The 24,741-nt window shown below is 69.5% G+C and carries 28 protein-coding genes and 1 pseudogene; 20 read left to right on the forward strand and 9 right to left on the reverse strand.

Features of this window, described 5'->3' with window-relative positions:
* Window positions 1-23 precede the first annotated feature (23 nt).
* The 7 genes from SSQG_RS23485 to SSQG_RS23510 form a co-directional block, all read right to left on the reverse strand.
* Entirely contained in the window at window positions 24-977 is a 954-nt protein-coding gene (locus tag SSQG_RS23485; protein WP_039933487.1) for a M48 family metalloprotease, read from the reverse strand.
* Window positions 978-1,015: 38 nt separating this feature from the next.
* Window positions 1,016-1,525 (reverse strand): Pycsar system effector family protein, encoded by a 510-nt coding sequence (locus SSQG_RS23490; RefSeq protein WP_003992333.1) that lies wholly within the window; start codon window positions 1,523-1,525, stop codon window positions 1,016-1,018.
* Window positions 1,522-2,481 carry a hypothetical protein gene (locus SSQG_RS23495; protein WP_003992334.1) on the reverse strand — a complete coding sequence of 320 codons (960 nt, stop codon included), beginning with the start codon at window positions 2,479-2,481 and terminating at the stop codon, window positions 1,522-1,524. Before SSQG_RS23495 ends, SSQG_RS23490 begins: the two co-directional genes overlap by 4 nt.
* Window positions 2,482-2,500: 19 nt before the next feature.
* Window positions 2,501-3,181: a hypothetical protein gene (locus SSQG_RS42975; RefSeq protein ID WP_003992335.1), complete on the reverse strand. Its 681-nt coding sequence runs from the start codon at window positions 3,179-3,181 to the stop codon at window positions 2,501-2,503.
* A gap of 47 nt (window positions 3,182-3,228) precedes the next feature.
* On the reverse strand, window positions 3,229-4,605 hold the full coding sequence (locus tag SSQG_RS23500; RefSeq protein ID WP_003992336.1) for a hypothetical protein: 1,377 nt from the start codon (window positions 4,603-4,605) through the stop codon (window positions 3,229-3,231).
* Complete coding sequence (locus SSQG_RS23505; protein WP_039933489.1) at window positions 4,602-5,342, reverse strand: hypothetical protein; 741 nt, start codon at window positions 5,340-5,342, stop codon at window positions 4,602-4,604. The genes SSQG_RS23500 and SSQG_RS23505 overlap by 4 nt, the downstream gene beginning before the upstream one ends.
* A gap of 167 nt (window positions 5,343-5,509) precedes the next feature.
* Entirely contained in the window at window positions 5,510-6,214 is a 705-nt protein-coding gene (locus SSQG_RS23510; RefSeq protein WP_039933490.1) for a Crp/Fnr family transcriptional regulator, read from the reverse strand.
* 192 nt (window positions 6,215-6,406) lie between these two features.
* On the opposite strand from SSQG_RS23510, the gene SSQG_RS23515 reads away from it, so the two are divergent.
* From SSQG_RS23515 to SSQG_RS23540, 6 genes are all read left to right on the forward strand, one after another.
* Window positions 6,407-6,937 carry a DUF1707 and DUF4190 domain-containing protein gene (locus SSQG_RS23515; protein ID WP_039935374.1) on the forward strand — a complete coding sequence of 177 codons (531 nt, stop codon included), beginning with the start codon at window positions 6,407-6,409 and terminating at the stop codon, window positions 6,935-6,937.
* A 321-nt stretch (window positions 6,938-7,258) separates the two neighbouring features.
* Window positions 7,259-7,630 carry a 30S ribosomal protein S12 gene (gene rpsL, locus SSQG_RS23520; RefSeq protein WP_003948652.1) on the forward strand — a complete coding sequence of 124 codons (372 nt, stop codon included), beginning with the start codon at window positions 7,259-7,261 and terminating at the stop codon, window positions 7,628-7,630.
* 2 nt (window positions 7,631-7,632) lie between these two features.
* Window positions 7,633-8,103, forward strand: a complete 471-nt coding sequence (rpsG, locus tag SSQG_RS23525; RefSeq protein ID WP_003992340.1) for a 30S ribosomal protein S7 — start codon at window positions 7,633-7,635, stop codon at window positions 8,101-8,103.
* 39 nt (window positions 8,104-8,142) lie between these two features.
* Window positions 8,143-10,272 (forward strand): elongation factor G, encoded by a 2,130-nt coding sequence (fusA, locus tag SSQG_RS23530; RefSeq protein WP_003992341.1) that lies wholly within the window; start codon window positions 8,143-8,145, stop codon window positions 10,270-10,272.
* A gap of 156 nt (window positions 10,273-10,428) precedes the next feature.
* Window positions 10,429-11,622, forward strand: a complete 1,194-nt coding sequence (tuf, locus tag SSQG_RS23535; protein WP_003992342.1) for an elongation factor Tu — start codon at window positions 10,429-10,431, stop codon at window positions 11,620-11,622.
* A gap of 116 nt (window positions 11,623-11,738) precedes the next feature.
* Window positions 11,739-12,377 (forward strand): hypothetical protein, encoded by a 639-nt coding sequence (locus SSQG_RS23540; RefSeq protein ID WP_052310336.1) that lies wholly within the window; start codon window positions 11,739-11,741, stop codon window positions 12,375-12,377.
* Window positions 12,378-12,393: 16 nt separating this feature from the next.
* Here SSQG_RS23540 and SSQG_RS23545 read toward each other — a convergent pair whose 3' ends face one another.
* Together SSQG_RS23545 and SSQG_RS23555 are read right to left on the reverse strand one after the other, a co-directional pair.
* Window positions 12,394-13,119: a hypothetical protein gene (locus SSQG_RS23545; protein WP_244299237.1), complete on the reverse strand. Its 726-nt coding sequence runs from the start codon at window positions 13,117-13,119 to the stop codon at window positions 12,394-12,396.
* A gap of 669 nt (window positions 13,120-13,788) precedes the next feature.
* Window positions 13,789-14,427, reverse strand: coding sequence for a hypothetical protein (locus SSQG_RS23555; RefSeq protein ID WP_158681095.1), 639 nt, complete (start codon window positions 14,425-14,427; stop codon window positions 13,789-13,791).
* A gap of 173 nt (window positions 14,428-14,600) precedes the next feature.
* Here SSQG_RS23555 and SSQG_RS23560 point away from each other — a divergent pair, with 173 nt between their 5' ends.
* The 14 genes and pseudogenes from SSQG_RS23560 (at window position 14,601) to rpsS (ending at window position 24,724) form a co-directional block, all read left to right on the forward strand.
* Complete coding sequence (locus tag SSQG_RS23560; RefSeq protein WP_039935382.1) at window positions 14,601-15,248, forward strand: hypothetical protein; 648 nt, start codon at window positions 14,601-14,603, stop codon at window positions 15,246-15,248.
* Between the two features lie 468 nt (window positions 15,249-15,716).
* Entirely contained in the window at window positions 15,717-16,241 is a 525-nt protein-coding gene (locus tag SSQG_RS23565) for an SMI1/KNR4 family protein (RefSeq protein WP_244299238.1), read from the forward strand.
* Between the two features lie 268 nt (window positions 16,242-16,509).
* The gene (locus SSQG_RS23570; protein WP_003992349.1) at window positions 16,510-17,481 is read left to right on the forward strand and encodes an SUKH-3 domain-containing protein; all 972 of its coding nucleotides are present in this window, start codon (window positions 16,510-16,512) and stop codon (window positions 17,479-17,481) included.
* A gap of 135 nt (window positions 17,482-17,616) precedes the next feature.
* Window positions 17,617-17,814, forward strand: a pseudogene (locus SSQG_RS42985) (Scr1 family TA system antitoxin-like transcriptional regulator); the annotation flags it as partial.
* Window positions 17,783-17,932: a DUF397 domain-containing protein gene (locus SSQG_RS39570; protein ID WP_078506904.1), complete on the forward strand. Its 150-nt coding sequence runs from the start codon at window positions 17,783-17,785 to the stop codon at window positions 17,930-17,932. The pseudogene SSQG_RS42985 and the gene SSQG_RS39570, both read left to right, overlap by 32 nt.
* Before the next feature lie 94 nt (window positions 17,933-18,026).
* Complete coding sequence (locus SSQG_RS23575; protein ID WP_106434206.1) at window positions 18,027-18,404, forward strand: peptidase inhibitor family I36 protein; 378 nt, start codon at window positions 18,027-18,029, stop codon at window positions 18,402-18,404.
* A gap of 14 nt (window positions 18,405-18,418) precedes the next feature.
* Window positions 18,419-18,802: a peptidase inhibitor family I36 protein gene (locus SSQG_RS23580; RefSeq protein WP_063749194.1), complete on the forward strand. Its 384-nt coding sequence runs from the start codon at window positions 18,419-18,421 to the stop codon at window positions 18,800-18,802.
* Window positions 18,803-18,927: 125 nt separating this feature from the next.
* Window positions 18,928-21,039: an ATP-binding protein gene (locus SSQG_RS23585; RefSeq protein WP_003992353.1), complete on the forward strand. Its 2,112-nt coding sequence runs from the start codon at window positions 18,928-18,930 to the stop codon at window positions 21,037-21,039.
* A 463-nt stretch (window positions 21,040-21,502) separates the two neighbouring features.
* Window positions 21,503-21,811 carry a 30S ribosomal protein S10 gene (gene rpsJ / locus SSQG_RS23590; RefSeq protein WP_003948644.1) on the forward strand — a complete coding sequence of 103 codons (309 nt, stop codon included), beginning with the start codon at window positions 21,503-21,505 and terminating at the stop codon, window positions 21,809-21,811.
* Window positions 21,812-21,828: 17 nt separating this feature from the next.
* Window positions 21,829-22,473, forward strand: coding sequence for a 50S ribosomal protein L3 (gene rplC, locus SSQG_RS23595; RefSeq protein WP_003992355.1), 645 nt, complete (start codon window positions 21,829-21,831; stop codon window positions 22,471-22,473).
* Between the two features lie 4 nt (window positions 22,474-22,477).
* Entirely contained in the window at window positions 22,478-23,134 is a 657-nt protein-coding gene (gene rplD, locus SSQG_RS23600; protein WP_003992356.1) for a 50S ribosomal protein L4, read from the forward strand.
* On the forward strand, window positions 23,134-23,553 hold the full coding sequence (gene rplW / locus SSQG_RS23605; protein ID WP_003992357.1) for a 50S ribosomal protein L23: 420 nt from the start codon (window positions 23,134-23,136) through the stop codon (window positions 23,551-23,553). Before rplD ends, rplW begins: the two co-directional genes overlap by 1 nt.
* Window positions 23,554-23,593: 40 nt before the next feature.
* Window positions 23,594-24,430 (forward strand): 50S ribosomal protein L2, encoded by an 837-nt coding sequence (rplB, locus tag SSQG_RS23610; protein ID WP_003992358.1) that lies wholly within the window; start codon window positions 23,594-23,596, stop codon window positions 24,428-24,430.
* A gap of 12 nt (window positions 24,431-24,442) precedes the next feature.
* Window positions 24,443-24,724, forward strand: a complete 282-nt coding sequence (gene rpsS, locus SSQG_RS23615) for a 30S ribosomal protein S19 (RefSeq protein WP_003992359.1) — start codon at window positions 24,443-24,445, stop codon at window positions 24,722-24,724.
* Window positions 24,725-24,741 lie beyond the last annotated feature (17 nt).

Below are 24,741 nucleotides of genomic sequence, written 5' to 3' on the forward strand. Positions count from 1 at the left end.
CGGGGTGGCCGCCCTTCGGCGTGTCAGCGCCGCCTCTCCAGATGGGTCTGCAAGTGGTGGAGCCGGGTGTGGACGTCGGGGTGCGAGTCGAGCAGTCGCGCGATCATCCCCTCCTTGGCGAAAGAGCGGCCCGGGACGGTGGCTGTGACCTCCCGTTCGTGCTCCTGGTGCAGTACGGCCATCAGCTGGGGTGCGAAGCCGAGTCCCGCGGCGTGCTCGTCGGCCCGCAGCTCGGACCGCCGTGAGACCGCGGCCACCAGGTAGGGCGTCGCCAACGGCAGGAAGATCAGCCCGTAGGTGGCGGTCGCCAGCGCGGCCAGGACGGCTCCGGCCACGCCGATCACCACGGCGGCCGCACCCGTGGGGAGCCGGCGCAGCAGGGTGGCCAGCAGGCGCAGCAGCCGCCAGGCGAGCCGGGCCGGCAGCGCGTACCAGAGGGACAGCAGCGAGGCCCATGCGTGACCCCGGGTGTGGTGACCCAGCTCGTGGGCGAGCACGCCGCCGAGCTGCGCGGACGTCAGCGTCCGCAGGGAGTGACTGGTCACGCCGACGATGTGCCCGGCCGCCGCCATGGCGTTGATCCCGTCGCTGTCCTCTATCCACAGTTGGTAGGCGCTCCCGTCCACTCCGGCCCGTGCGGTCACCTCACGCCAGGTGCGCCGCAGCCGTCCGTCCTCCTCCGGTGTGGGGTAGCGCAGGCCGAACAGCCGGCGGGCCAGGAGCCGTTCGCACGGCCGGTGGAAGACCAGGGCCCCGCTCAGGACCCAGCAGCCGAAGAGGAGCGGCCAGGGCAGAGGGCCCAGCCGGCCGAGGGCGCAGGAGAGGACGAAGACCACGGCCAGGCTGGCGGCCACGTGCGGAAGGTGCAGCGCGAGCGAGCCGAGGGCGGTGATGTCGGCGCCGCGCCGGCGGGCGGCGATGTGGACCCGTCCGGGGCGTCGGGGGAGGTCGTCGTGGTCCGGTGGGGACTCGGGCATGGGCCTTCCTTCCGGGGTGCGGGCTCGGAGCGGTGGGGTCACGTGAGGAGCATCGATCCGGGGAGCAGGGCCGCGGCGCAGCCGAACGACAGCACTCCGGTCCGGATCCAGAAGTGCTTGCGGGTGGCGATGCCGCTGGTCTCCGCGAGGGCGATCCGGAGGGCGAGAGCGGGGTCGCGGCCCGTCTCCGCGAGGGCGGTGGTGAGTCGGCCGACGCGGACGGCTTGGCGTACGTCGCCGAAGTACGTGAGCGGGCGGCCGGGCGTCCAGCGGCTTCGGCGGTAGCGTGGCAGCACCGCCAGCAGCAGGGCGAACAGGGCGATGACCAGGGACGCCGCCCCCGACCACCACAACAGGGCGGCGGGCCCCGGAAGGTGGGCCGGGCTCCAGTCGCGGTCGGTCAGGAGCGCGGCCAGCACACCGGCCGAGATGCCGAGGGCACCCACCAGGACGGTGGCCTTGGCGTCGGCGCGGGCGATCTCGCTCCGGAGGTCGGCGAGCAGCTGGGTGCCCGCCCGTACCTCCGGATCCTCCTCCGGCGGGGTCATGTGCCGGACCCCTGGTCGTCCTCGGGCGGTGTGGTCGGGTCGGTGGTCCGCAGGATGGCCTTCATCCGCTCGGCGACGAGCTTGCGCGGCTCGTCCAGCTGGTAGGCCTCGAGATGCTTGTCCGCGAGCGCTTTGTCGATCAGGTTCACCTGGGTGTCCAACAGCCGTTTCTGGCCCGCCTGGAGGTGTTCCAGGACGAGTTGGGTCTCGTCGGGGTGTGCCGCCAGGTGCAGGGCGAGTGCGGCCGGGCCGCCCTGCGCCAGGGTGAGTTCGTAGAACCTGATCTGTTCGGACCTGCGTTCCGCCTCGAACCTCTCGCGGAGCAGGGTCGCCTGGTGTTCCGGCTCCGCGGCCTCCACGTCGTGCCGGGCGGTGCGCAGCCGGGCCTGATGGGACCGCTCGATGGCGTCGTGGCGCAGCCGTATGGAGCCGGTGACCCGCAGACCCTGGGCACGGCCGAGTGAGGTCGCGTCCCGTACCGCCCGCTCCACGGCGCGCTCCGCATCGGCGCCGGCGTCGATGGGATGCCTGCGGGAGGCGTCCCGCATCAGAGGCAGAAGCTCGCGCGTGAGCAGGCCGGGCACGTCCCGCTCCTGGCTGCGGACGAACAGGGCCGGATGCGTGACCCGCCAGCCGATGTCGGCCGTGGCCTCGAACTCGAAGCTGTCGATGTCGCTGGGCAGGGGCACGTTCAGCTGGAAGGCGTGCGGGTCCGTGTCCACCTCGTAGACGACGACGTAGCGCCGCACGCTCGTGGGCCGGTCGGGTGGCAGGAAGGTCTCGTACGCCCCCTTCCGCGTGACGCAGACCAGGGCGTGGTCGATGCGCCCGGTGAAACGCCGGCCGCCGAGGTGGAAGCGGGGGAGCTGCCAGACCGTGCGGACGGGGTCGGGGTCGGATTGCGGGGCGAGGGGCTGCTGGAACCAGTCCTGTTGGTCGTGCTCGGTGTGTTCCACGGGGGCCTCCGGAGGCGGGTCAGTCGAGGGAGAGGCGTTTACTCAGCCGGACGGCGGCCGGTGTGCGGGCTCCTCTGGAGTCGCGGACGTTCTCCAGGAGATGGCTGACGCGCCGTCGGTTGGTGGGTGTGGTGATCAGGTCGCCGAGCAGCGAGGCCAGTGCCGACTCGGTCTCCGGGTCGACGTCCGCCCAGCGCACCCAGCCGCGCAGGACGCCGAGGGCCTGGGGGTTGTGGGTCCGATCGGTCAGCAGCGCGTCCCAGAACACCGCCAGGTGCCGGGCGGCCGACGGGTCCTCGGCTGTCCCGGCCCGCGCGTACCAGTCGAGGACGGGCGGGCGGTCGCTCTCGTCGCCCTTCGTCTGCTTGCAGGCCTGGAGGAAGGCGAGCAGGGCGTGCGGACGGACCGCGCGGTCGGTGGGGAGGAGTTCGGTCAGGGCGGCCAGTACGGGGTCCCCTACGGCGAGGAGCAGGAGTTCCAGGGCGTCGGCGAGCTGCCGGGACTCCTCCGGCACCTCCTCGTTCCCGGCCACCGTCTCGGCTTCGGCGGGCGCGGGCCGGTGCATGGCCTCCACCAGGGCGGCCAGGGTCTCCTTGTGATGCACCGGGCCCAGCAGGCCGTAGGCGCGGATGGCCGTCCAGCGGCGGCTCTGGACGTCTCCGATGCACCAGTCGTGCAGGATCCGGGAGACGGCCGGCACCCCCAACAGCTGGGCATGTGAGGCGTGCGGTCAGCCAGGCATGTGGCTTACGGCCGTCCGCCCAGTGGCTCGACGAGATGGGCCATGGCGGACGACAGATCCGCCTTGGCGAGCAGCGCGGCAGCCGACGCGGCCCGGGTCCGCACCAGCGGGCGACGGTCGTCGGCCAGTTTGCGGACCCACTCCGCGAAGGCCGGGCGGGCCGACGGGTGGAGGTTCCACACCTCCTCCAGCAGCATCGGGGCCGTCCGTTCGTCCCGGAAGCGGGCGCAGAACCTGCCCTCGAGAGGACCCCACTCGGTGACTTCCGCGGTCACGTACCCGTCGGCGTGCGCGAGCCGGAGCCGGTCCTCGCGGGAGCTGCCGAAGACGGGGACGGCAGGCGCGAGTTCGGGATGCTGGATCCTGTGAAGCCGTTCGAAGAGTCCGTCCGCCAGCTCGGCGGTCACGGCGTACGGCCCCTTGTCGAACACGGCCAGGGAGACGAGGAACGCCTTGTCACGCAGCTCGGGCTTCTCCTCGGTGAGCCAGCGGGCGACCTGGGTCGCCACGGCCGTTTCGCCCCAGGCGGCGAGCCGCGCCTCGTCGATCTCGCCGCGATGGTGCGCGACGAGCCGCAGCGCGAACTGCCTGATCTCCTCCGGCCGGTGGTGCCGGGTAAGGAACTCCCGCACCGCTGTCAGGCCCAGCAGGCCCGGCCAGGCGGACTGCCCGGTCGCCGGGGTGACATGGGCGTACAGCATCTCCTCGGCCGACGGCGGCTCCCACCGGACGTACGGGAGGTCGCCCAGGGCCGCCGAGGGCTCGACGGTGATCACCAGAAAGGCCTTGGTGCCCTCCACATGCTCGCGGAGGGCCAGGAGCTGGGATTCGCGCAGGGGACGATTCCTGCCGACGGGCAGATCGCACAGGACGTATCCCGCGGAGGTGTCCACCTGGTCGGACAGCGCCGGGAACGACACGGGGGGATCGAGGGAGCGCATCCGGCCGGTGCCCAGCCGGTGCAGGAGCATCAGCGCGGCGGAACGGCGGCCCGTCTCGCGTCCGCCGGACAGGATGACGAGCCGGTCGTCCCGCAGCCTCTCGAAGGCCTCGTCGAAACTACGGCAGCCGCGGAAGACGCCCTCCAGCTCCTTGATCTCCGACGGCGGGATCGGCCCGGACAGTGTGCGGGGGGTCGCGGCCCGGCCTCCGAAGTGGAAGTGCTGGTCGCCGTAGTGCGTGCCGCCCGTCTGACCGAACTGGTCGCGGGCGACCAGGGTGGAGACGAAGTCCGGGCCGTGCGCGATCAGGTCCCGGCGTGCGGCCCACGCCTCCTGCCTCGGCTGTTCCTCGGCCGCCTCGTCCTGCTGCTTCTTCTCGCCGTCCTCGGCGGACTCCTCGGCCGGTTTCGCCTGGCCGGCCGCCGCTTGGTCCTGGCTCACCGGCGCTCGTCCCCGCCAGGACGGGTGAAGTCGAAGCGCTGGTCTCCGTAGTGGGTGCCGCCCACCTGGCCGTACTGGTCGCCGCTGATGCGGACGTCGTTGCGCTGGGGAGCGGGCAGGTCCGGGCCCGAAGCGTCGGGGCGGGCCTCGGGGGAGCCCGGCGTACTGCCCGGCCCCCCGTGCACCCAAGCCACCGTAGGCCCCTCCTTCGTCCCCACCGTCACCCGGTGGAACTCCTCCGGCCGCACTCCCAGCGGGCCGTGCCGGACCACCCCCTGGTACACGCCCTCCGACACGCACAGCACGCAGTCGGAGTCCCGCTGCTTCAGGGCGTCGCGCAGGGGGTCGGAGTTCAGGAGGCGGACCGCGTGGTTGAGGTCCGAGCCGACCCAGCCGTCGAGGTCGTCGACGGCGACGTAACCGGAGGACAGGACGATGCGCAGGCGCATGCGGGCGCTGGTCGCGAGGAGGCGGTTCTTGTTGTGGAGGAGGGCGGGGGTCTCGGTCAGGAGGGTCTTCACCAGGGCCGGCACGGGGACCGCGGTGTCGATGAGCTCCATGACGGAGTCGCCGCGGTCGGCGCGCAGCCGGGCCGTCTCGTCGACGGCGGCGGTGAGCAGGGTGGAGTCGACGACGTCGTAGAGGACCCGGCGCAGGAACGCCTGTTCCACGTCGTCGCGTGAGCCGTACTGCTCGATGTCGAAGAGGAGGATCGTGCGGTACACGGGGTCGGTCATGGCTGCCTCTCGCACGTCGGTGTCCGTCGCCCAGCACGATGGCGGGCCGCGGGCGGCCGGCGGAGGGCCGATGGCACGGACGAACTGTGACCGTGTGCACAGACGGGAGGGCGGGGATGTGCAGGGCCGCTGACCGGAGCCCGTCGTTCCTGAGCCCCCTCCTGCCGTCAGGCGGAGGCGTCGCCGGCGATGCGGCGCAGTACGTCGGGACGCAGGACGACGATGCGGCGGCGCCGGGTGGCGACGACCTGCCGCTCCCGCAGCTCCTTGAGGAGCCGGGCCACCGCCTCTCGCGAGGAGCCGACCGAACCGGCGAACTCGTGCTGGCTGAGGCCGATGGTGAGTTCGATGCCCTCGTCGGTGCGGCTGCCGTGCGTGCGGACCAGTTCGAGCAGCAGGACGGCCAGCCGCTCCCGCACGGTGAGGGCCGCCCACTCCAGCCGGCGGCGGTCGGTGGAGCGCTGCCGGTCGGTGGACAGGCTCAGCAGGTGCAGCGCCACGCGGGGGTTGTCCGCCACGAACATGGTGAAGCGGCCCTGGTCGATCACGACCGCGTCGACCGGGTCCAGGGCCGTCACGGTCGCCGAGCGGTGGCGGCCGCTGAGCGCCGCGCCCTCACCGATGATGTCGCCGGGGCCGCGCAGGGCGAGCAGGGCCTCGTAGCCGTTGGCCGCGATCGCCGTGACCTTGGTCCAGCCCCGCAGCAACAGCAGGACGTGGGCCGACGGCTCGTCCTGGTGCAGGATGACGCCGCGTGCCGGGTAGCGCAGGGGGCGGCCGATGGTGAGCAGGGCGGTGCGGTCCTCCCGCTCCAGCCGGGCGAGGAACGGGACGCCGTCGTCGTCCCACGGTCGTGCCTGCCCCCCGGTCATCCGCCCGACCCCCGCGTTCACCTGTGCTGATGCCTGCCCCTACAGGCGTCAACGTACTGGAAACGACCATGGAGGAAATGGGCGAGAATCGGCCGCCTGGCTGATGTGCGGCCCCTGGCCGCGGACGTACCCGTGCCGGAAACCCGGCTTCGGCGCATGATGGAAGGACTCCGGCTCTCGGGGAGGTGCTCCGTGTCGCAGCCGCCCTATCCGTCCTGGCAACCCTGGCAAGGCCACAGCGCCCCGTCGATGCTCGCCTCGCATGCCGACCGGGAGCGGGCCGTGGACGTCCTCAGAGCCGGGTACGGCGAGGGCAGGATGGAGCAGGACGAGTTCGAGAGGCGGGTGGCGCGGGCGTACGCGGCGCGGACCGTGGGGGAGCTGGGCCTGCTCGTCGCCGATCTGCCGCAGGGGCCCGTACCGCAGTCGGCCCCGTACGTCCCCGCGCCGACCGTGCCGCGGACGTTCCTGCCCGGGCCGCGGCCGCAGACGAACGGTAAGGCGATCGCGGCGGCGGTGTGCGGGCTGCTGTGCGTGCCGACGATGGGGGTGACCGGGCTTCCGGCCGTCGTGCTCGGGCACGTGGCGCGCGGCGAGATCCGCAGCCGAGGGGAGCTGGGGGACGGGCTCGCGCTGACCGGGCTCGTGCTCGGGTGGTTGTCCACGGCTGCCTGGGCACTCGTACTGGTGTTGCTCTCGGTGGTGTCCGTCGTAGCATCCTGAAGGTGCGCAAAACGGGCAGTCGCCGTCGAATTGAAGATCGAGAACGGCCCGGGGGCTTGACATGTCCCGCATGGCCATGTGGGCGGTACCCATTTGTTTTGACCGCAGCGAATGCGATAGGTACGCTCAGACCTTGTGCCTGGGGTGTGCCCTGGCTCCCGTGCGTGCCATCAACCGCAAGGCGAGCTGATATCGGCCACCGCAATCTGCGCTTAATTCTGCCTGGCGGCGGGAGTCCGCGGGATTCGACACACCCGACCGCGTGGGTCGGCGACGTTCCAGGTTAGCTTCACCTATCGGCACACAGAAACCGGAGAAGTAGTGCCTACGATCCAGCAGCTGGTCCGCAAGGGCCGGCAGGACAAGGTCGAGAAGAACAAGACGCCCGCACTCGAGGGTTCCCCTCAGCGTCGTGGCGTCTGCACGCGTGTGTTCACGACCACCCCGAAGAAGCCGAACTCGGCCCTGCGTAAGGTCGCGCGTGTGCGTCTGACCAGCGGGATCGAGGTCACCGCTTACATTCCGGGTGAGGGACACAACCTGCAGGAGCACTCCATCGTGCTCGTGCGCGGCGGCCGTGTGAAGGACCTGCCGGGTGTTCGCTACAAGATCATCCGCGGCTCGCTCGACACCCAGGGTGTCAAGAACCGCAAGCAGGCCCGCAGCCGCTACGGCGCCAAGAAGGAGAAGTAAGAATGCCTCGTAAGGGCCCCGCCCCGAAGCGCCCGGTCATCATCGACCCGGTCTACGGTTCTCCTCTGGTGACCTCCCTGATCAACAAGGTGCTGCTGAACGGCAAGCGCTCCACCGCCGAGCGCATCGTCTACGGTGCCATGGAGGGTCTGCGTGAGAAGACGGGCAACGACCCGATCATCACGCTGAAGCGCGCGCTGGAGAACATCAAGCCGACCCTCGAGGTCAAGTCCCGCCGTGTCGGTGGTGCGACGTACCAGGTTCCGATCGAGGTCAAGCCCGGTCGCGCCAACACGCTCGCGCTGCGCTGGCTGGTCGGTTACTCCCGCGCCCGTCGCGAGAAGACCATGACCGAGCGTCTGCTCAACGAGCTTCTCGACGCCTCCAACGGCCTCGGTGCCGCTGTGAAGAAGCGCGAGGACACCCACAAGATGGCCGAGTCCAACAAGGCCTTCGCGCACTACCGCTGGTAGTCGCTACCCACATCGAGACCGAGAGAAGACTGAAGCCTTATGGCTACCACTTCACTTGACCTGGCCAAGGTCCGCAACATCGGGATCATGGCCCACATCGACGCGGGCAAGACGACCACCACCGAGCGGATCCTGTTCTACACCGGCGTGTCGTACAAGATCGGTGAGGTCCACGACGGCGCTGCCACCATGGACTTTTTGGAGCAGGAGCAGGAGCGTGGCATCATTTATTTTCGTTCTGCTGCGACCACCTGTCACTGGCCGCTCGAGGACAACGACTACACCATCAACATCATCGACACCCCGGGTCACGTCGACTTCACCGTCGAGGTGGAGCGCTCCCTGCGCGTGCTCGACGGTGCCGTGACGGTGTTCGACGGTGTCGCCGGCGTTGAGCCGCAGTCCGAGACGGTGTGGCGTCAGGCGGACCGCTACGGCGTTCCGCGGATCTGCTTCGTCAACAAGCTCGACCGCACCGGTGCCGAGTTCCACCGCTGCGTCGACATGATCTCCGACCGCCTGGGCGCGCAGCCGCTGGTCATGCAGCTGCCGATCGGCGCGGAGGCCGACTTCAAGGGCGTCATCGACCTCGTGACGATGAAGGCCCTGGTCTGGTCGGCCGAGGCGACCAAGGGCGAGATGTACGACACCGTCGACATCCCGGACACCCACGTCGAGGCTGCCGAGGAGTACCGCGGCAAGCTGCTCGAGGCCGTCGCCGAGAACGACGAAGAGCTGATGGAGCTGTACCTGGAGGGCACCGAGCCCACCGTGGAGCAGCTCTACGCCGCGATCCGTCGCATCACCATCGCCTCCGGCAAGGGCGGCGGCACCACCGTCACCCCCGTGTTCTGCGGCACCGCGTTCAAGAACAAGGGCGTTCAGCCCCTGCTCGACGCCGTCGTGCGCTACCTGCCCACTCCGCTCGACGTCGAGGCCATCGAGGGTCACGACGTCAAGGACGCGGAGAAGGTCATCGTGCGCAAGCCGTCGGACGAGGAGCCCCTCGCCGCGCTCGCGTTCAAGATCATGAGCGACCCGCACCTCGGTAAGCTCACCTTCGTCCGCGTGTACTCCGGCCGTCTGCAGTCCGGCACCGCCGTGCTCAACTCGGTCAAGGGCCGCAAGGAGCGCATCGGCAAGATCTACCGCATGCACGCGAACAAGCGTGAGGAGATCGAGTCGGTGGGCGCCGGCGACATCGTCGCCGTCATGGGCCTGAAGCAGACCACCACCGGTGAGACGCTTTCGGACGAGAAGAACCCGGTGATCCTGGAGTCCATGGACTTCCCGGCGCCGGTCATCGAGGTCGCCATCGAGCCCAAGTCGAAGGGCGACCAGGAGAAGCTCGGCGTCGCGATCCAGCGCCTGGCCGAGGAGGACCCCTCCTTCCAGGTGCACACCAACGAGGAGACCGGCCAGACCGTCATCGGCGGTATGGGCGAGCTTCACCTCGAGGTGCTCGTGGACCGCATGAAGCGCGAGTTCAAGGTCGAGGCCAACGTCGGCAAGCCGCAGGTCGCGTACCGCGAGACCATCCGCAAGGCGGTCGAGAAGGTCGAGTTCACCCACAAGAAGCAGACCGGTGGTACGGGCCAGTTCGCCCGCGTCATCATCGCGGTCGAGCCGATCGAGGGTGGCGACGCCTCCTACGAGTTCATCAACAAGGTGACCGGTGGCCGTGTGCCGAAGGAGTACATCCCTTCGGTGGACGCCGGTGCGCAGGAGGCCATGCAGTTCGGCATCCTCGCCGGTTACGAGATGACCGGTGTGCGCGTGACGCTGCTCGACGGTGCCTACCACGAGGTGGACTCCTCCGAGCTCGCGTTCAAGATCGCCGGTTCGCAGGCCTTCAAGGAGGCCGCGCGCAAGGCCAGCCCCGTGCTGCTCGAGCCGATGATGGCCGTCGAGGTCACCACGCCCGAGGACTACATGGGTGAGGTCATCGGCGACATCAACTCCCGCCGTGGTCAGATTCAGGCCATGGAGGAGCGGGCCGGAGCCCGCGTCGTGAAGGGCCTCGTGCCCCTCTCGGAGATGTTCGGTTACGTCGGCGACCTGCGCAGCAAGACGTCCGGCCGTGCGAGCTACTCCATGCAGTTCGACTCCTACGCCGAGGTTCCGCGGAACGTCGCCGAGGAGATCATCGCGAAGGCCAAGGGCGAGTAACGCACCGCGTCTACACGCCGTAGGCTTGACTCCGGAGCCTTGAGGGGCATTCCGCCGCAATCGTGGTGAGAGTGCCCCGGGGCCCGGGCTTTCCAGCAAAGATCACCTGGCGCCGATGAGTAAGGCGTACCAGAACCACTCCACAGGAGGACCCCAGTGGCGAAGGCGAAGTTCGAGCGGACTAAGCCGCACGTCAACATCGGCACCATCGGTCACATCGACCACGGTAAGACGACCCTCACGGCCGCCATTACCAAGGTGCTGCACGACGCGTACCCGGACCTGAACGAGGCCTCGGCCTTCGACCAGATCGACAAGGCTCCCGAAGAGCGCCAGCGCGGTATCACCATCTCCATCGCGCACGTCGAGTACCAGACGGAGACGCGTCACTACGCCCACGTCGACTGCCCCGGTCACGCGGACTACATCAAGAACATGATCACGGGTGCGGCGCAGATGGACGGCGCCATCCTCGTGGTCGCCGCCACCGACGGCCCGATGCCGCAGACCAAGGAGCACGTGCTCCTGGCCCGCCAGGTCGGCGTTCCGTACATCGTCGTCGCCCTGAACAAGGCCGACATGGTGGACGACGAGGAGATCCTGGAGCTCGTCGAGCTCGAGGTCCGTGAGCTCCTCTCCGAGTACGAGTTCCCGGGCGACGACGTTCCCGTCGTCAAGGTCTCCGCTCTGAAGGCCCTCGAGGGCGACAAGGAGTGGGGCAACTCGGTTCTCGAGCTCATGAACGCCGTCGACACGGCGATCCCGGAGCCCGAGCGTGACGTCGACAAGCCGTTCCTGATGCCGATCGAGGACGTCTTCACGATCACCGGTCGCGGTACGGTCGTCACCGGCCGTATCGAGCGTGGTGTCCTCAAGGTCAACGAGACCGTGGACATCATCGGCATCAAGCCGGAGAAGACCACCACCACGGTCACCGGCATCGAGATGTTCCGGAAGCTCCTCGACGAGGGCCAGGCCGGTGAGAACGTCGGTCTGCTCCTCCGCGGCATCAAGCGCGAGGACGTCGAGCGCGGCCAGGTCATCATCAAGCCGGGCTCGGTCACCCCGCACACCGAGTTCGAGGCGCAGGCCTACATCCTGTCCAAGGACGAGGGTGGCCGCCACACGCCGTTCTTCAACAACTACCGCCCGCAGTTCTACTTCCGTACGACGGACGTGACCGGCGTGGTGACCCTCCCCGAGGGCACCGAGATGGTCATGCCGGGTGACAACACCGAGATGAAGGTGGAGCTCATCCAGCCCGTCGCCATGGAGGAGGGCCTGAAGTTCGCCATCCGTGAGGGTGGCCGGACCGTGGGCGCCGGCCAGGTCACCAAGATCAACAAGTGAGTCCTCGGACTGGCTTGAGGGTCTGCTGACCTGAGTGGCTCGAAGGGGCCCGTACGACTTCGGTCGTGCGGGTCCCTTTGCCGTTGGTCCACAATGGGGGAAATCAATGGGGGGCCATGAGCGACAAGCACGCACGCAAGATGCTGCGGCAGATGGAGAGCGGCGAGCCCGTCCAGCTCTCCCTCTCCATGGCGACCATGAAGAAACTCACCCGACTCGCCTTCTACGCCCAGCAGTTCGGATACGAGTACGCCGACGTCCGCCAGGGCGGCGGGCCGGACGGCAACGGGTACGTGCTGCTGATCGTCCCCGACCCGACTGCTGAGGCCGGCACACGCGCCGAGCGGAACCGGGCGGCGTACCCGAACGCGATCGACGGGGGCACTCTGCCGCCCCTCGACCCCGAAGCGGTCGAGCTCCTCAAGGCCCGCATCACCTTCGACATCACCGCCAAGTACACCGACAGGCAGCGGATCCTGCTGGCAGCCGCCGGCGCCGTTCCGCTGGCCATCGTGGTCGGCTTCGGACTCGGCACGGGTGCGACCGCCGTGCTTCTCACCGCCGCCGCCTGGGCCGCACAGATGGCCTTCGTCCCCGTGGGACTCACCGTCAACCGGCGCTACAGGGCCAAGTACGCGGCGCTCCTGGAGGCCGCCGGGTTCACCCCGGCGACCGACCCGGAGGGCCGGCTGCGGTACGTGCCACCGGGCAGGGAGCTTCCCGGGCAGGGCAACCCGTTCGCCGTGGGGGCGTAGGAGTACTGGTCCGCGGTCACTGCATGTTCTGGACGTGCGGGTGGCCGGATGACGCCCGGCAGACATAGAGCTGCATGCTGTAGCTCCGGCCGATCTCCAGCTGTGTGTCGCGAGCCGGGCCGAGGAAGTGGTAGCCGTCGTAGCCCGCTTCCTCGATCGGCCGCCAGCTTTCGCTCCCGCCGTCCCACTCCGTGCCGTCGAGGGTGAGCAGGGGGCGGACCCCCGCACCGCACTGAGGGCAGGACATGGGGAACGGATCGGAGAAGCTCCAGGGGGCGTGACCGCCGACCTTGCTGCCCGGGGCGACCGCGAGATCGTACTGATAGCAGACCTCGGCCTCTCCCTCCTCGGCCTCTCCCTCCTCGGCTTCCTCCTCGCGCCGCTCCTCCCACGCGCTGATCCGCTCGGCGAGCTCCTCGGGCAGTTCGTGCGGTGCCGGGTACTCGGTGACCGGCTCGGGATGCAGGACGCAGGGCTCGGGCAGGTAGCCGGCGTTGCCGATGACGGACGGTTGCGGGGCGGTGGCGAGTGGGGTCACCACATCGGCCGCGGTACGCCAGCGCAGCTCGGTGCGGGGCAGGTAGTCCGGGTCGTGATCGAAGGGACACCACAGCACCTGCAGCAGATCGGCACCGTCGGGGCAGGGCAGGCCCGGAACGTCGGAGGCGTACAGCTGAGCAACGGGCACCAGCGGGACGGGCCCGTCCTGCGGTATGCGGGTCTTCTCGGTCGCCCGGTCCACGAGCACCCGCTCCTCGTCGGTCAGCAGTTCCTCTCCCTCCGCGCGTGGCCGAGCCCAGGCCTCCGCGAGGATCCGCCGCCGCAGCCGGACGCCGACCGGGTCGAGCCCGCGATGCCAAGGGCCGGTGTGCTCGGGGCAGCCGGGCCATGGTTCACCGGCCGGCCACAGCAGGGGCCCGCCGATCGAACTGTCAGTCGCGGCCGGCGCACCGGCCCGGGGATGCAGCCGTACGGCGGTGCGGGCGAGCGGGGCGAGCTCGGGGTGGAGGGCGGTGACGTCGAGGGGCGGGGTGGGGTGGTGCGGGTCATGGGCGCAGGGTACGGGGCTGGACCGACACTGTTCGGCCCTCCGGCCGGAGATCGAGTTCGGCCCAGACGGTCTTGCGGGGCCCGAGCCCCGGGGTGACGCCCCAGCGGTCGGCGAGTGCGTGGACCATGAGCACTCCGCGACCGGACTCGGCGTCTCGGCCGGCGAGTTGAGGTGCCGGCACCCGGCGCCAGGCGGACCCTCTCACCCACCACCTGGCTCGGATCCGTCCCCGGAGTCCCGAAACTGGAGCGCCCCGGCCACGGCCCCAAGCCCTGGACGGCCACCCCGCGGCCCATCCGCTCCACTCCGCCCGCTGCCCCGTTCCGGACGGACCGTGGGCGATTCGATCGTGGCGGACCCTCAGTAGGTGAGGCGAGAGCCCAGGAGCGGGGGAAGCCGGTCCTTCAGGACGCGGCGGGCGGGCTCTGTGGACATCCACAGGAGTTTGTGACGGGTCCCGTCGGCCATCGTCAGTGTCATGCCGGAGGTGGTCAGGCCGCCGTGGAGCCGGGCGTGTGCGATCTCGGCGAGGGGGAGCACCTTGTTGGTGCGGTGGGCGGAGCGGATGGCTTCGGGGTCGTGGGCGAGGGTCCGGTAGGTGTCGCGCCCTGCCAGTTCGGGCCCGTTGAACCCGGCCGCCATCGTGGCCGCCACGCTGCGGCGGATGCGGACGAGACGGTCGCCGAGCAGCCACAGTTCCCCGTGGAGCCAGTCCAGCCAGCCGGTCGTGCAGGTGGTGGCGAGAAGCTGGGCGGGTTGCAGACTGATGCGCGGGGCGCGGGTGACGGCGTCGTCGAGCAACGCGACGAACGCCTCGACGGAGCCGACCCGTCGGGTTTCCCGCACCACTTGGGCCTGCGAGTGGAAATGGAGGTGTGCCCAGCCGCTGTGGTGCACCTCCAGGGTCACTTCGACGGCCCAGCGGTCAGCGGAGAACCGCACCCCCAGGTGCTCGAGATCGTCCGTCCACTGCACGGGCGAGACATCGACTCGGTCCATGACCCACCGCCCCCTGCGCTGCTCGATCTCCACGGCTACCAAGTCGAGAGCCACCCGCTGCCCCGTTGATCTCATCCGTCTCACGCGCTGATCTTGCCGTATACCGCCCTCGCGCAATGGGACGATGAGCAGACAGGCGATCGACTGATGATGTGAACGGGGAGGCCGGCCTCATGGCCCGCTACATGGAGACACTGACCGTCGAGCGGGGCGGCTTCCGGATCAAGGTGCCGGAGACCTGGTGGGAGTTCGACGTACGGCCGGAATCGCGCGACGACTCCATCCGCCGGATGGTGAACGAACGTGTGCGGCAGCGACCGGAGTTGGAGCAGTATCGCGGCACCTACGTCGACTTCCTCCAGAAGGCCGCCGCTGACGCCTGGAAGTCGGGCGCGCTGTACTGCGGCTGCATGGCGGAGAACTTCGGCGGCGATACGCCGGTCACCGGCTCGGTGACCGTCTCCCTGGTCGGCGGCCGCAACGAGCGCGGCGAGCCCCTGTCGAACGACCCTTCCGTCATCGCGAGCCAGCTCGCCGTGAAGGAAGCGAAGCGTGAGGGCGACTCCTGGCGCAAGGTCACGACGGTCGACATCCCCGGCGTCGGCCCGGCCGCTCGCACCCACGGCATCGAGGACATCGAGGTCCCCGGCGACGCCCTCAACCGCACCATCCGAGCCGTCCTGATGCAGACGTACATCCCGGTCCCGGGCCAAGAGGGCAAGGTGGCCCTGGTCGCCGGCAGCAGCCAGGTCCTCGACCTGGCCGACTCCTTCTTCGACATCTTCGACGCGATCACGTCCACGTTCCGGTTCACGGACTGATCGATGTCCCGGAAGTGGGACTGGGAGAACGGGCAGAGTCTGCTGGGTCTCGATGACCCCGACGAATGGGACGCCCCTTCGGGCGTGGTGAGGTGGGTCTTGGGACGGCAGCGATCGGACTGACATTCCACTGCAGGCTGGCGGATGGGCCTCCGCGGATCGTGAGGGCGATGCGGCTGCAGGACCCCGGTCAGCGCGGGTTCGCCTTCACAGCGGCGGTGGGCACGCGGCCCGCATCAACGGGGAGTTGACCCCGGAGCTGTGCCCGAAGACGTGAGAGTGGGCGGGCAGCACGGAAAGTGCGGTGAGGCCGAAGCTTTGTCGAACGCCATGAGGGCCGGAGCTGATCCGCGAGGCGGTGTGATGGCCGCCGTCAACGTTCGCGCACCAGGCAACGCTGCCCATCGCACGGCCCGAATCGCCCGGGCGGTGAGCGGCCGGCTCGGTCCGGGGCCGTACTGTTCACTGTTGATCAGTCACGTCGGTCAGGTCACAGCCCCCTCGCCTGCGCCGGCAGGGCTGCAGGCCGGCTCTGTCCAGGCCAAGCTCACGAAGGTGGAATCGACTGTGTGGACCGAAGCCGTCGCGGCCCTGCCCGGCACAGCTGTCTTCAAGCCTGCCGCGCCGGAGTCGTCGCTGGTCCACTGCGCCACGACTCTCGGCCATCCACTGCCTGCGGACCTCGTAGCTCTCCTCCGCGAGAGTGACGGCATCGAGGGCGAGTACGGAGACGGGCTCATCTGGTCTGCCGAGCGCATCGCCTCTGAGAACCAGGGCCTTCGTGAGGACGCTGAACTCGCCTCCCTCTACATGCCGTTCGACGCGCTGCTCTTCTTCGCGGATGAGGGGAACGGAGACTTGTTCGGGCTCTTGTCCAGGATCGACCGGCCCGACGTGTTCGTCTGGAACCACGAGGACGACAGCCGCATTTGGGTGGCACCGACTCTGGCCAAGTACCTCGAATGGCGGCTGGCAGGGCAGATCAAGCTGTAGAGATTGCGGACAGCAGTGAGCTTGAGAGCCAGTTGGACGATGCCCTGGCCGGCCGACTGGCGTCGGCGCCATCGCCGAAGGCGTATTGCTTGTCCCCGGCCAGCCAGCCTGCCGTGCGGGTGTCGCTCACCAGTAGAGCAGCTCGCCGAACTCCCCCAAGGAGCCCACGTGCACCGCCAAATGCTCGTGGCCGTCACCTCGCGGAATGCTCGGTACGGCCGCTGCCGGAGTCGGCTGTGTCCGGGCGTTCGAGCTGGCAGTGATGTGAGTGAGCGTTGATCAGACACGGGGCTGGCCCCCGCAGACCGAAGAAGTGCTGCGCCGCGCAGGCTGGCGCCCAGGCCGTTCGGTGCCGACAAACACCTGGGAGTCGATCCTGCGTGAGCGTGGGTCCTTCGCGGCCCACGACGCCGCCCGCCGGTTCCTCTCCGAATTCGGAGGGCTGGTGACGTACGGCTGGCCCGCCGATTCGATCACCACGGCGTCCGCCATCCGGTTCGATCCCCTCCGGGCCCAATGGCAGTACGAGCGGTTCGCGAGGGCCGGTCGGGAAGCGGGAGCACTCCTCTACCCCGTGGGCACGGCGGACGAGGGCGCCAGTTTCCTCGGCATCACCGAGGACGGAGCCCTTCACCTCGTGAGAGACCGTGTGGAACTGCTTGCCCCGACCACTGGCCAGGCGCTGGCCCACCTGATCGAGGCTCAGAGTTCCCGGTCTGCCCTCTGGACGCCTGACGCACCAGCGGGCGAGCACCCCTTCTGGAGGCGACTGCACACGGTGACGACCGGCCCGGACGCGGGGCCGCGCTGGTCCGAGGAGACAGACCGGGTGCTGCGAGCGGGCGGCTGGTTCCCGGGCCGGTCGGTCCCCACGGAGACCTGGGAGACCATCCTTCTGCAAACCGGCGGGTTCGAGATCCACGACGCGGCACGGCGCTTCCTGGCTGAGTTCGGCGCCGTGGGCGTGCCCTACCGCGAGCCGTGGGACTCGATGCCGTGGATGGAGTTCTCGCTGGACCCGCTGCTGGCGCTCTGGGATGCGGAGATCATCGACGATCTGGCCGAGCAGGCGGGCGTCGATCTGTACCCCATCGGCATGCGCGACCGCGGGAACCAGCACCTGGCCTTGGCGGAGGACGGCTCGGTCTACGCCGGCATGGACAGCGTCTGGCTGCTGGCCCCCACGCCAGACGAGGCATTGCGGAGACTCACCGGCAGAATGCAGCCCGCCGCTCCGTGATGCCCGGTTGCTGCTCGCTGCCGAAACACGATCAGCGGGGGTACAGGTTCACCGTCCCCGAGCGCCCCATCAGTACGCGCTGGCGTTCGTGCAGTCTCGCAAGTCGCCCCCGCGGTTCGATGTGCGTGGTTGCTGGTCACACTTCAGGTGATGCCGACGAACACCGAGGCCCACCCAGGGCTGGACGGCAGGGTCGAGCTGCTGAAGTTCCCTGATGGCACGGCGGTGGGGCGTTCCGACGGCGCGTTCAACGGACGCCCGACGCCCGACCCGAAGCAGCTCCGCATTCTTGAGCTGCGGTATGGCACCATCCGGGCGCAGGCCTTCCCGCCTGCCCCCCCGCACGATCCACGTCCGCGACTCCAAACACACCGACGGCCCCCGCCTCGCCCTGGCCCCGAGGGCCTGGACCACGTCCCTCTCCTACGCGGTCAGGAATGAGCACTGCTGAGCACCGGGTGAGCTGGTAACCGAGCAATCGCCTGAACGAGCATCTGTCCTGTGAGCCCGGCGGAAGAACCGGGCCCGAAGGAAGGACGGGACAGATGCTCAGGCCCTTAGCCAGACGCCTCTCGACGACAGCGGCCGCCCTGACCGCCGTAGCGGGAGTGTGGACCGCCACAGCCCCTGGTGCCGCCGCGGCGCCCGGGGACTGTCCGGCGAACAAGTTCTGCGCCTGGGAGAACTCCAGCTACACCGGCCGGCTCATCATCGCCAATGCCGGGGAGTCGAACCCCAACGTCGGCTCGTACTTCAACGACAAGCTGACGTCGTACTGGAACCGCACCGGCAACTACATCACGCTGTACTTCGACTCGAACTACCGCGGGTGCATGATCACCATCCCGCCGGGCGGGTCCTCGGCGGCCATCCCGACCCAGTTCAACGACAAGATGACCTCATTCCGGGTGGGCACGTGCTGAGCGGGGGGACGAAGATGACGGCGACGGGGAAGCGGCGCGGCAGGGTGCTCACGGGTGTGCTCGCCCTGGCAGCGGCGGCCGGGATGTCCGTCGTGGCGACGGGCACGGCGCAGGCGCTGCCCGAGCAGTGCCCGGACAAGCACTTCTGCGTGTGGGAGCACACGGGCTACCAGGGACGGTTCTTCTCCGCCCCGGGTTCCGTGGCCAACATCGGTGCGTACATGAACGACCGTACGACCTCGTACTGGAACCGCACCGACACCTGGATCACGCTCTACAACGACTCGAACTACGGCGGCTCCTGCCTGGTCAGCGTCCCGCCCGGCGGGTCCTCCTACAACGTGAGCTCCTCCGTGAACGACCGGATGACCAGTTTCCGGACGGGGAAGTTCTGCTGATCGGACATTCGAAATCCGCTTACACGGGTCGGCGTTGACGCCGGCCCGCCCAAGCGTTTCCCTGAGGAGGGCACCGGGCTAGACCACCCGGCGCTCTCAGGGGGTATTCACGTATGCGGGCACCCATGCGCGCACACGCCGTTCTGGAACGCCGGATCGTCGCGGCGCGGGAGCGCGCCTTCGTCGGCCGTGCGGCGGAACTGGCTCTGTTCGAGAAGACATTGACCGGTGCGCCCGACGCACACCCGGTCCTGTGGTTCCACGGCCCCGGCGGCATCGGCAAATCCGTTCTCATCGACCGCTTCGCCCACCGGGCACGGGCCGAGGGCCGGTTGGTCGTCACCGTCGACGGCAGAAGCGTGGAACCGACCGAGGAGACCTTCGCGTCGGCCGCCCAGCCGGTGCTGCGGGAGGAGGGCGGACTCCTGCTCGTCGACGCCTTCGAGCGGTTCCCGGGGCTGGAGAACTGGCTTATGGAGGACTTCCTGCCGCGGATCCCGCTCGGCACGGCCGTGGTCGTCGCCGGACGGGACGCGCCGAACCCCCGGTGGACGGCGGACCCGGGCTGGACGGACGTCCTCAGGAGCGTCGCGCTGCGCGAGTTCGGCCTGGTGGAGTCGGCCCGCTACCTCCAGCTGAGAGGCCTACCGCGGTCCGCGCAGCGCGTGCTGCTGCCCGTCGTCGGGGGCAATCCGCTCGCTCTGTCGCTCGCCGCCGAGTCGCTCGGCGCGGCCGCGCGAAGTTCGAGCGCGCAGTCGGCGGTGCCTCCCCCCGAGTGGCGGCCCGGCCAGGACGTCCTCGGCTCCCTGCTCCCGCACCTTCTGGGCCGGCTGCCGGACCCCGACCACCGCCGCGCCCTGGAGGTCTGCGCCCACCTGCGCGTCACCACGGAGGCCCTGCTGCGGGAAGTCCTCGGTGAACGCGCGCCCGAACTGTTCGACTGGCTGCGCGCCCAGCCCTTCGTCGAAGGAGCCGACGACGGCGTCTACCCGCACGACGCGGTCTGCGGCGCGCTGCGGGCGGACCTGCGCTGGCGGGACCCGGAAGGGGCGCGCGAACTCCACGAACGACTCCACCACCGGCTGCTCGACCGGATGCGCTCCGTCGCCGACGCCGAGGTGCCCAGGGCCGTGCGCGACCTGATGTTCCTGCACGCGCCGCCCGATCGCCGCTGCTGCTACCGCGCCGCGGGCAGCGGCGTCCGCGAGGCGCCCTACGCGCCGGGCGACCGGGCGCAGGTGCTCGCGCTGGCCCGGCAGGCCGAGGGCGAGGACTCCGCCGCGCTGGTCGCCCACTGGCTCGACCGGCAGCCGGAGGCGTTCCGGGTGTACCGGGCGGCGGGCGGGGACGAGGACGGGATCGTCGCCTTCCTGGCGGTCCCGCACCTGCCCGCCGGCACGCCGGACCCCACCGACCCGCACACGGACCGGGACGCGGTGGTGGCCGCCGCCCTCGAACACGCCCGCGGTACGGCGCCCTCGCTCCCCGGCGACCTGATCGCCGTCGTCCGCTTCCTCGTCGCGGCGCCCGGTGCCCGGGAGGGAGACTCGTGGCGGGCGATGTGGTGGCGCCTGTGCGGCGAACTCGTCCGCACCGAGCGGCTGACCTGGGTGTTCACGGCCGCCCGCGACGGTGAGCAGGGCTGGTCCCCGGCCGAGAGGTACCTTCCGGCCGTCGACCGTCAGCCGGCGACCGCCGGACCCGTTCCCACCCTGCGCGGCCTCGACCTGCGGCTCCACCCGCCCGTCCCCCTCCTGGAGGCGAGCCTGCAGGACAGGCTCTCGGGTGAACCACGGCCTGACTTCGCCATACGCCACGAGCGTCCGGCCGCACCCTCGACGCTGCACCGCGCCGACTTCGACGCGGCCGTACGCGACGCCCTGCGCGCGTTGCGCACACCAGACCTGCTCGCCGTCAACCCGCTCTCCCAGTGCCGGATCGCCGCCGGCCCGGACACGGACCTGGCAGCGGTCCTGGACCGGGCGATCGCCGCGCTCCCGAGAGAGCGCGGCGGTACGAAGCGGCACCGCGCACTCGTGACCACCTACGTCAAGGGCGCGCCCACGCAGCAGGCGGCGGCGCACCGGCTGGGCCTGCCGTTCAGCACATACCGCCGGCACCTCACCGGGGCCGTGCAACGGGTGTGCGACCTGCTGTGGCAGTGGGAACTGAACGGCGTACGACCCGAGGCGGACCCGGGAACCGACCCGCGCCCCGGCATCGGCACCCGCCCGTGAGGCGAGGTCACCGCGCGGGGACGTCACACCAAGAGGCGTCCCGGTTTGACCTACGTCACCCCCGGGGTATTCTCTCCGGCTCGATTGGCGTAGCCCCCGCCCCATATGGCAGACTGTCCGAGTTGCTCGGTCGAGTGTTGATGCTGCGCGCCTCCCGCCGGGGGGACCGGAAGCGAGTCCCACAGTACTCGTCGCCCTAACTGCCACACGGCAGCACTGGGGCGGACGTACGGGAATCTTCCGGGAAGTGTCAGCGCGGCACCGGCCAGGCACCCGGTGGGCTTTCGCCCCCGGCTCGCGGTTCCGGCAGGGCCGTGTGCAATCCCGCAGGGATGTTCGGACAAGGGACATCCGTGTCAGCGAGAGTGCGACACGCCCGACCGCGTGGGTCGGAGGAACAGGAAGCAGCAGAAGGAATCCGCCGGGTTCCAGAGCGTAAGAGAGACAGGACTACTGAGTAGCCATGGCGGGACAGAAGATCCGCATCCGGCTCAAGGCCTACGACCACGAGGTCATCGACTCCTCGGCGAAGAAGATCGTCGAGACGGTGACCCGCACTGGTGCGTCGGTCGCGGGCCCGGTGCCGCTGCCCACTGAGAAGAACGTGTACTGCGTCATCAAGTCGCCGCACAAGTACAAGGACTCGCGCGAGCACTTCGAGATGCGCACGCACAAGCGCCTGATCGACATCCTCGACCCGACCCCCAAGACCGTTGACTCTCTGATGCGACTCGACCTCCCGGCCGGTGTCGACATCGAGATCAAGCTCTGAGGCCGGTGATCTGAGAGATGGCTAAGCAGATCAAGGGCATCCTGGGCGAGAAGCTCGGTATGACGCAGGTGTGGGACGCGAACAACCGTGTTGTTCCGGTCACCGTCGTCAAGGCCGGGCCCAACGTCGTCACCCAGGTCCGTACGAACGACGTCGACGGCTACGAGTCCGTCCAGATCGCTTTCGGCGAGATCGACCCGCGCAAGGTGAACAAGCCCCTCAAGGGCCACTTCTCCAAGGCCGACGTCACCCCCCGTCGTCACCTCGTCGAGATCCGCACCGCGGACGCCTCCGAGTACACGCTGGGCCAGGAGATCACCGCTGAGGTGTTCGAGGCCGGCGTGAAGGTCGACGTGACCGGCAAGAGCAAGGGCAAGGGCTTCGCCGGTGTCATGAAGCGCCACAACTTCCGTGGCCTCGGCGCCGGACACGGCACCCAGCGCAAGCACCGCTCTCCCGGTTCCATCGGTGGCTGCGCCACCCCGGGCCGTGTGTTCAAGGGCCTCCGCATGGCGGGTCGCATGGGCAACGAGCGGGTCACCACCCAGAACCTGACCGTCCACGCCGTTGACGCGGAGAAGGGTCTGCTGCTCATCAAGGGCGCGGTTCCCGGTCCGAACGGCGGCCTCGTCCTGGTCCGCACCGCGGCCAAGGGGGCCTGAGGTAATGAGCACTGTTGACATCCTTTCGCCGGCGGGCGACAAGGCCGGTTCCGTCGAGCTCCCCGCGGAGATCTTCGACGTTGAGAAGGTCAGCATTCCGCTGATCCACCAGGTCGTCGTCGCACAGCTGGCCGCGGCCCGTCAGGGCACGCACAAGACCAAGACCCGTGGCGAGGTCCGCGGCGGTGGCAAGAAGCCTTACCGCCAGAAGGGCACCGGTCGCGCCCGTCAGGGTTCGACCCGCGCGCCGCAGTTCGCCGGTGGTGGCGTCGTGCACGGTCCCGTGCCGCGTGACTACTCGCAGCGGACCCCGAAGAAGATGAAGGCCGCGGCCCTGCGCCACGCCCTCACCGACCGGGCCCGCCACAACCGCATCCACGTCGTCTCCGGCGTCGTCGAGGGTGAGAACCCGTCGACGAAGTCCGCCAAGACGCTGTTCGGCAAGATCTCGGAGCGCAAGAACCTGCTCCTGGTCGTCGACCGCGCCGACGAGGCCGCGTGGCTGTCCGCCCGTAACCTGCCCCAGGTCCACATCCTGGAGCCGGGCCAGCTGAACACGTACGACGTTCTCGTCTCGGACGACGTGGTCTTCACCCAGGCCGCCTTCGAGTCCTTCGTGTCCGGCCCGAAGGCCAATGACACCGAAGGGAGCGAGGCCTGATGGCTATCCGTCACCCCGCAATCGCCTCCAAGGCGGCGAAGAAGGCCAAGGCCGCGCGCGTCGCCAAGGCGCGCCGCCACGCCGCCGAGGGCAAGAACACCGTCGAGACCCCGCTGAGCAAGTCCTTCACGGACCCCCGTGACGTGCTGCTCAAGCCGGTCGTCTCGGAGAAGAGCTACGCGCTCCTCGACGAGGGCAAGTACACGTTCGTCGTGGACCCGAGCGCCAACAAGACCCAGATCAAGCAGGCCGTCCAGGCGGTCTTCTCGGTCAAGGTCACCGGGGTCAACACGATCAACCGCCAGGGCAAGCGCAAGCGCACCAAGACCGGTTTCGGTCAGCGTGCCGGCACCAAGCGCGCGATCGTGACCCTTGCCGAGGGCGACCGTATCGACATCTTCGGCGGTCCGACCGCCTAAGGGCGGTCCGGATCGTCCGATATCGGACGAGGACTGAGAAATGGGAATCCGCAAGTACAAGCCGACTACGCCGGGCCGTCGCGGCTCCAGCGTCGCCGACTTCGTCGAGGTCACGCGGTCCACGCCGGAGAAGTCGTTGGTCCGCCCCCTGCACAGCAAGGGTGGCCGTAACAACTCCGGTCGTGTGACCGTCCGCCACCAGGGCGGTGGCCACAAGCGCGCCTTCCGCGTGATCGACTTCCGTCGTCACGACAAGGACGGCGTGCCGGCGAAGGTCGCGCACATCGAGTACGACCCCAACCGCACCGCGCGCATCGCGCTGCTGCACTACGCCGACGGCGAGAAGCGCTACATCCTCGCGCCGCGCGGCCTGTCGCAGGGCGACCGCGTCGAGAACGGTCCCGGGGCCGACATCAAGCCGGGCAACAACCTTGCCCTGCGCAACATCCCGGTCGGTACCACGCTGCACGCCATCGAGCTGCGTCCGGGCGGCGGCGCGAAGTTCGCCCGCTCCGCCGGCGCCTCGGTGCAGCTGCTCGCGAAGGAGGGCTCGATGGCCCACCTCCGCATGCCGTCCGGTGAGATCCGCCTGGTCGACCAGCGCTGCCGCGCCACGGTCGGCGAGGTGGGCAACGCCGAGCAGAGCAACATCAACTGGGGTAAGGCGGGCCGTAAGCGCTGGCTGGGCGTTCGCCCGACCGTGCGTGGTGTGGTCATGAACCCGGTGGACCACCCGCACGGTGGTGGCGAAGGCCGTACCTCGGGTGGTCGTCACCCGGTGTCCCCCTGGGGCAAGAAGGAAGGCCGTACTCGTTCGCCCAAGAAGGCGTCGAACAAGTACATCGTCCGCCGCCGCAAGACGAACAAGAAGCGCTAAGGACGGGTTGAGATGCCTCGTAGCTTGAAGAAGGGGCCCTTCGTCGACGACCACCTGATCAAGAAGGTGGACGCCCAGAACGAAGCCGGCACCAAGAACGTCATCAAGACCTGGTCCCGTCGCTCCATGATCGTGCCGGCCATGCTCGGCCACACGCTCGCGGTGCACAACGGCAAGACCCACATTCCGGTGTTTGTCACCGAGTCGATGGTCGGCCACAAGCTCGGCGAGTTCTCGCCGACGCGCACCTTCCGGGGTCACGTCAAGGACGACCGGAAGTCGAAGCGCCGCTAAGCGCGGGGTGGAATGAC

The sequence above is a fragment of the Streptomyces viridochromogenes DSM 40736 genome (assembly GCF_000158955.1).
GTDB classification, from domain to species: domain Bacteria; phylum Actinomycetota; class Actinomycetes; order Streptomycetales; family Streptomycetaceae; genus Streptomyces; species Streptomyces venetus.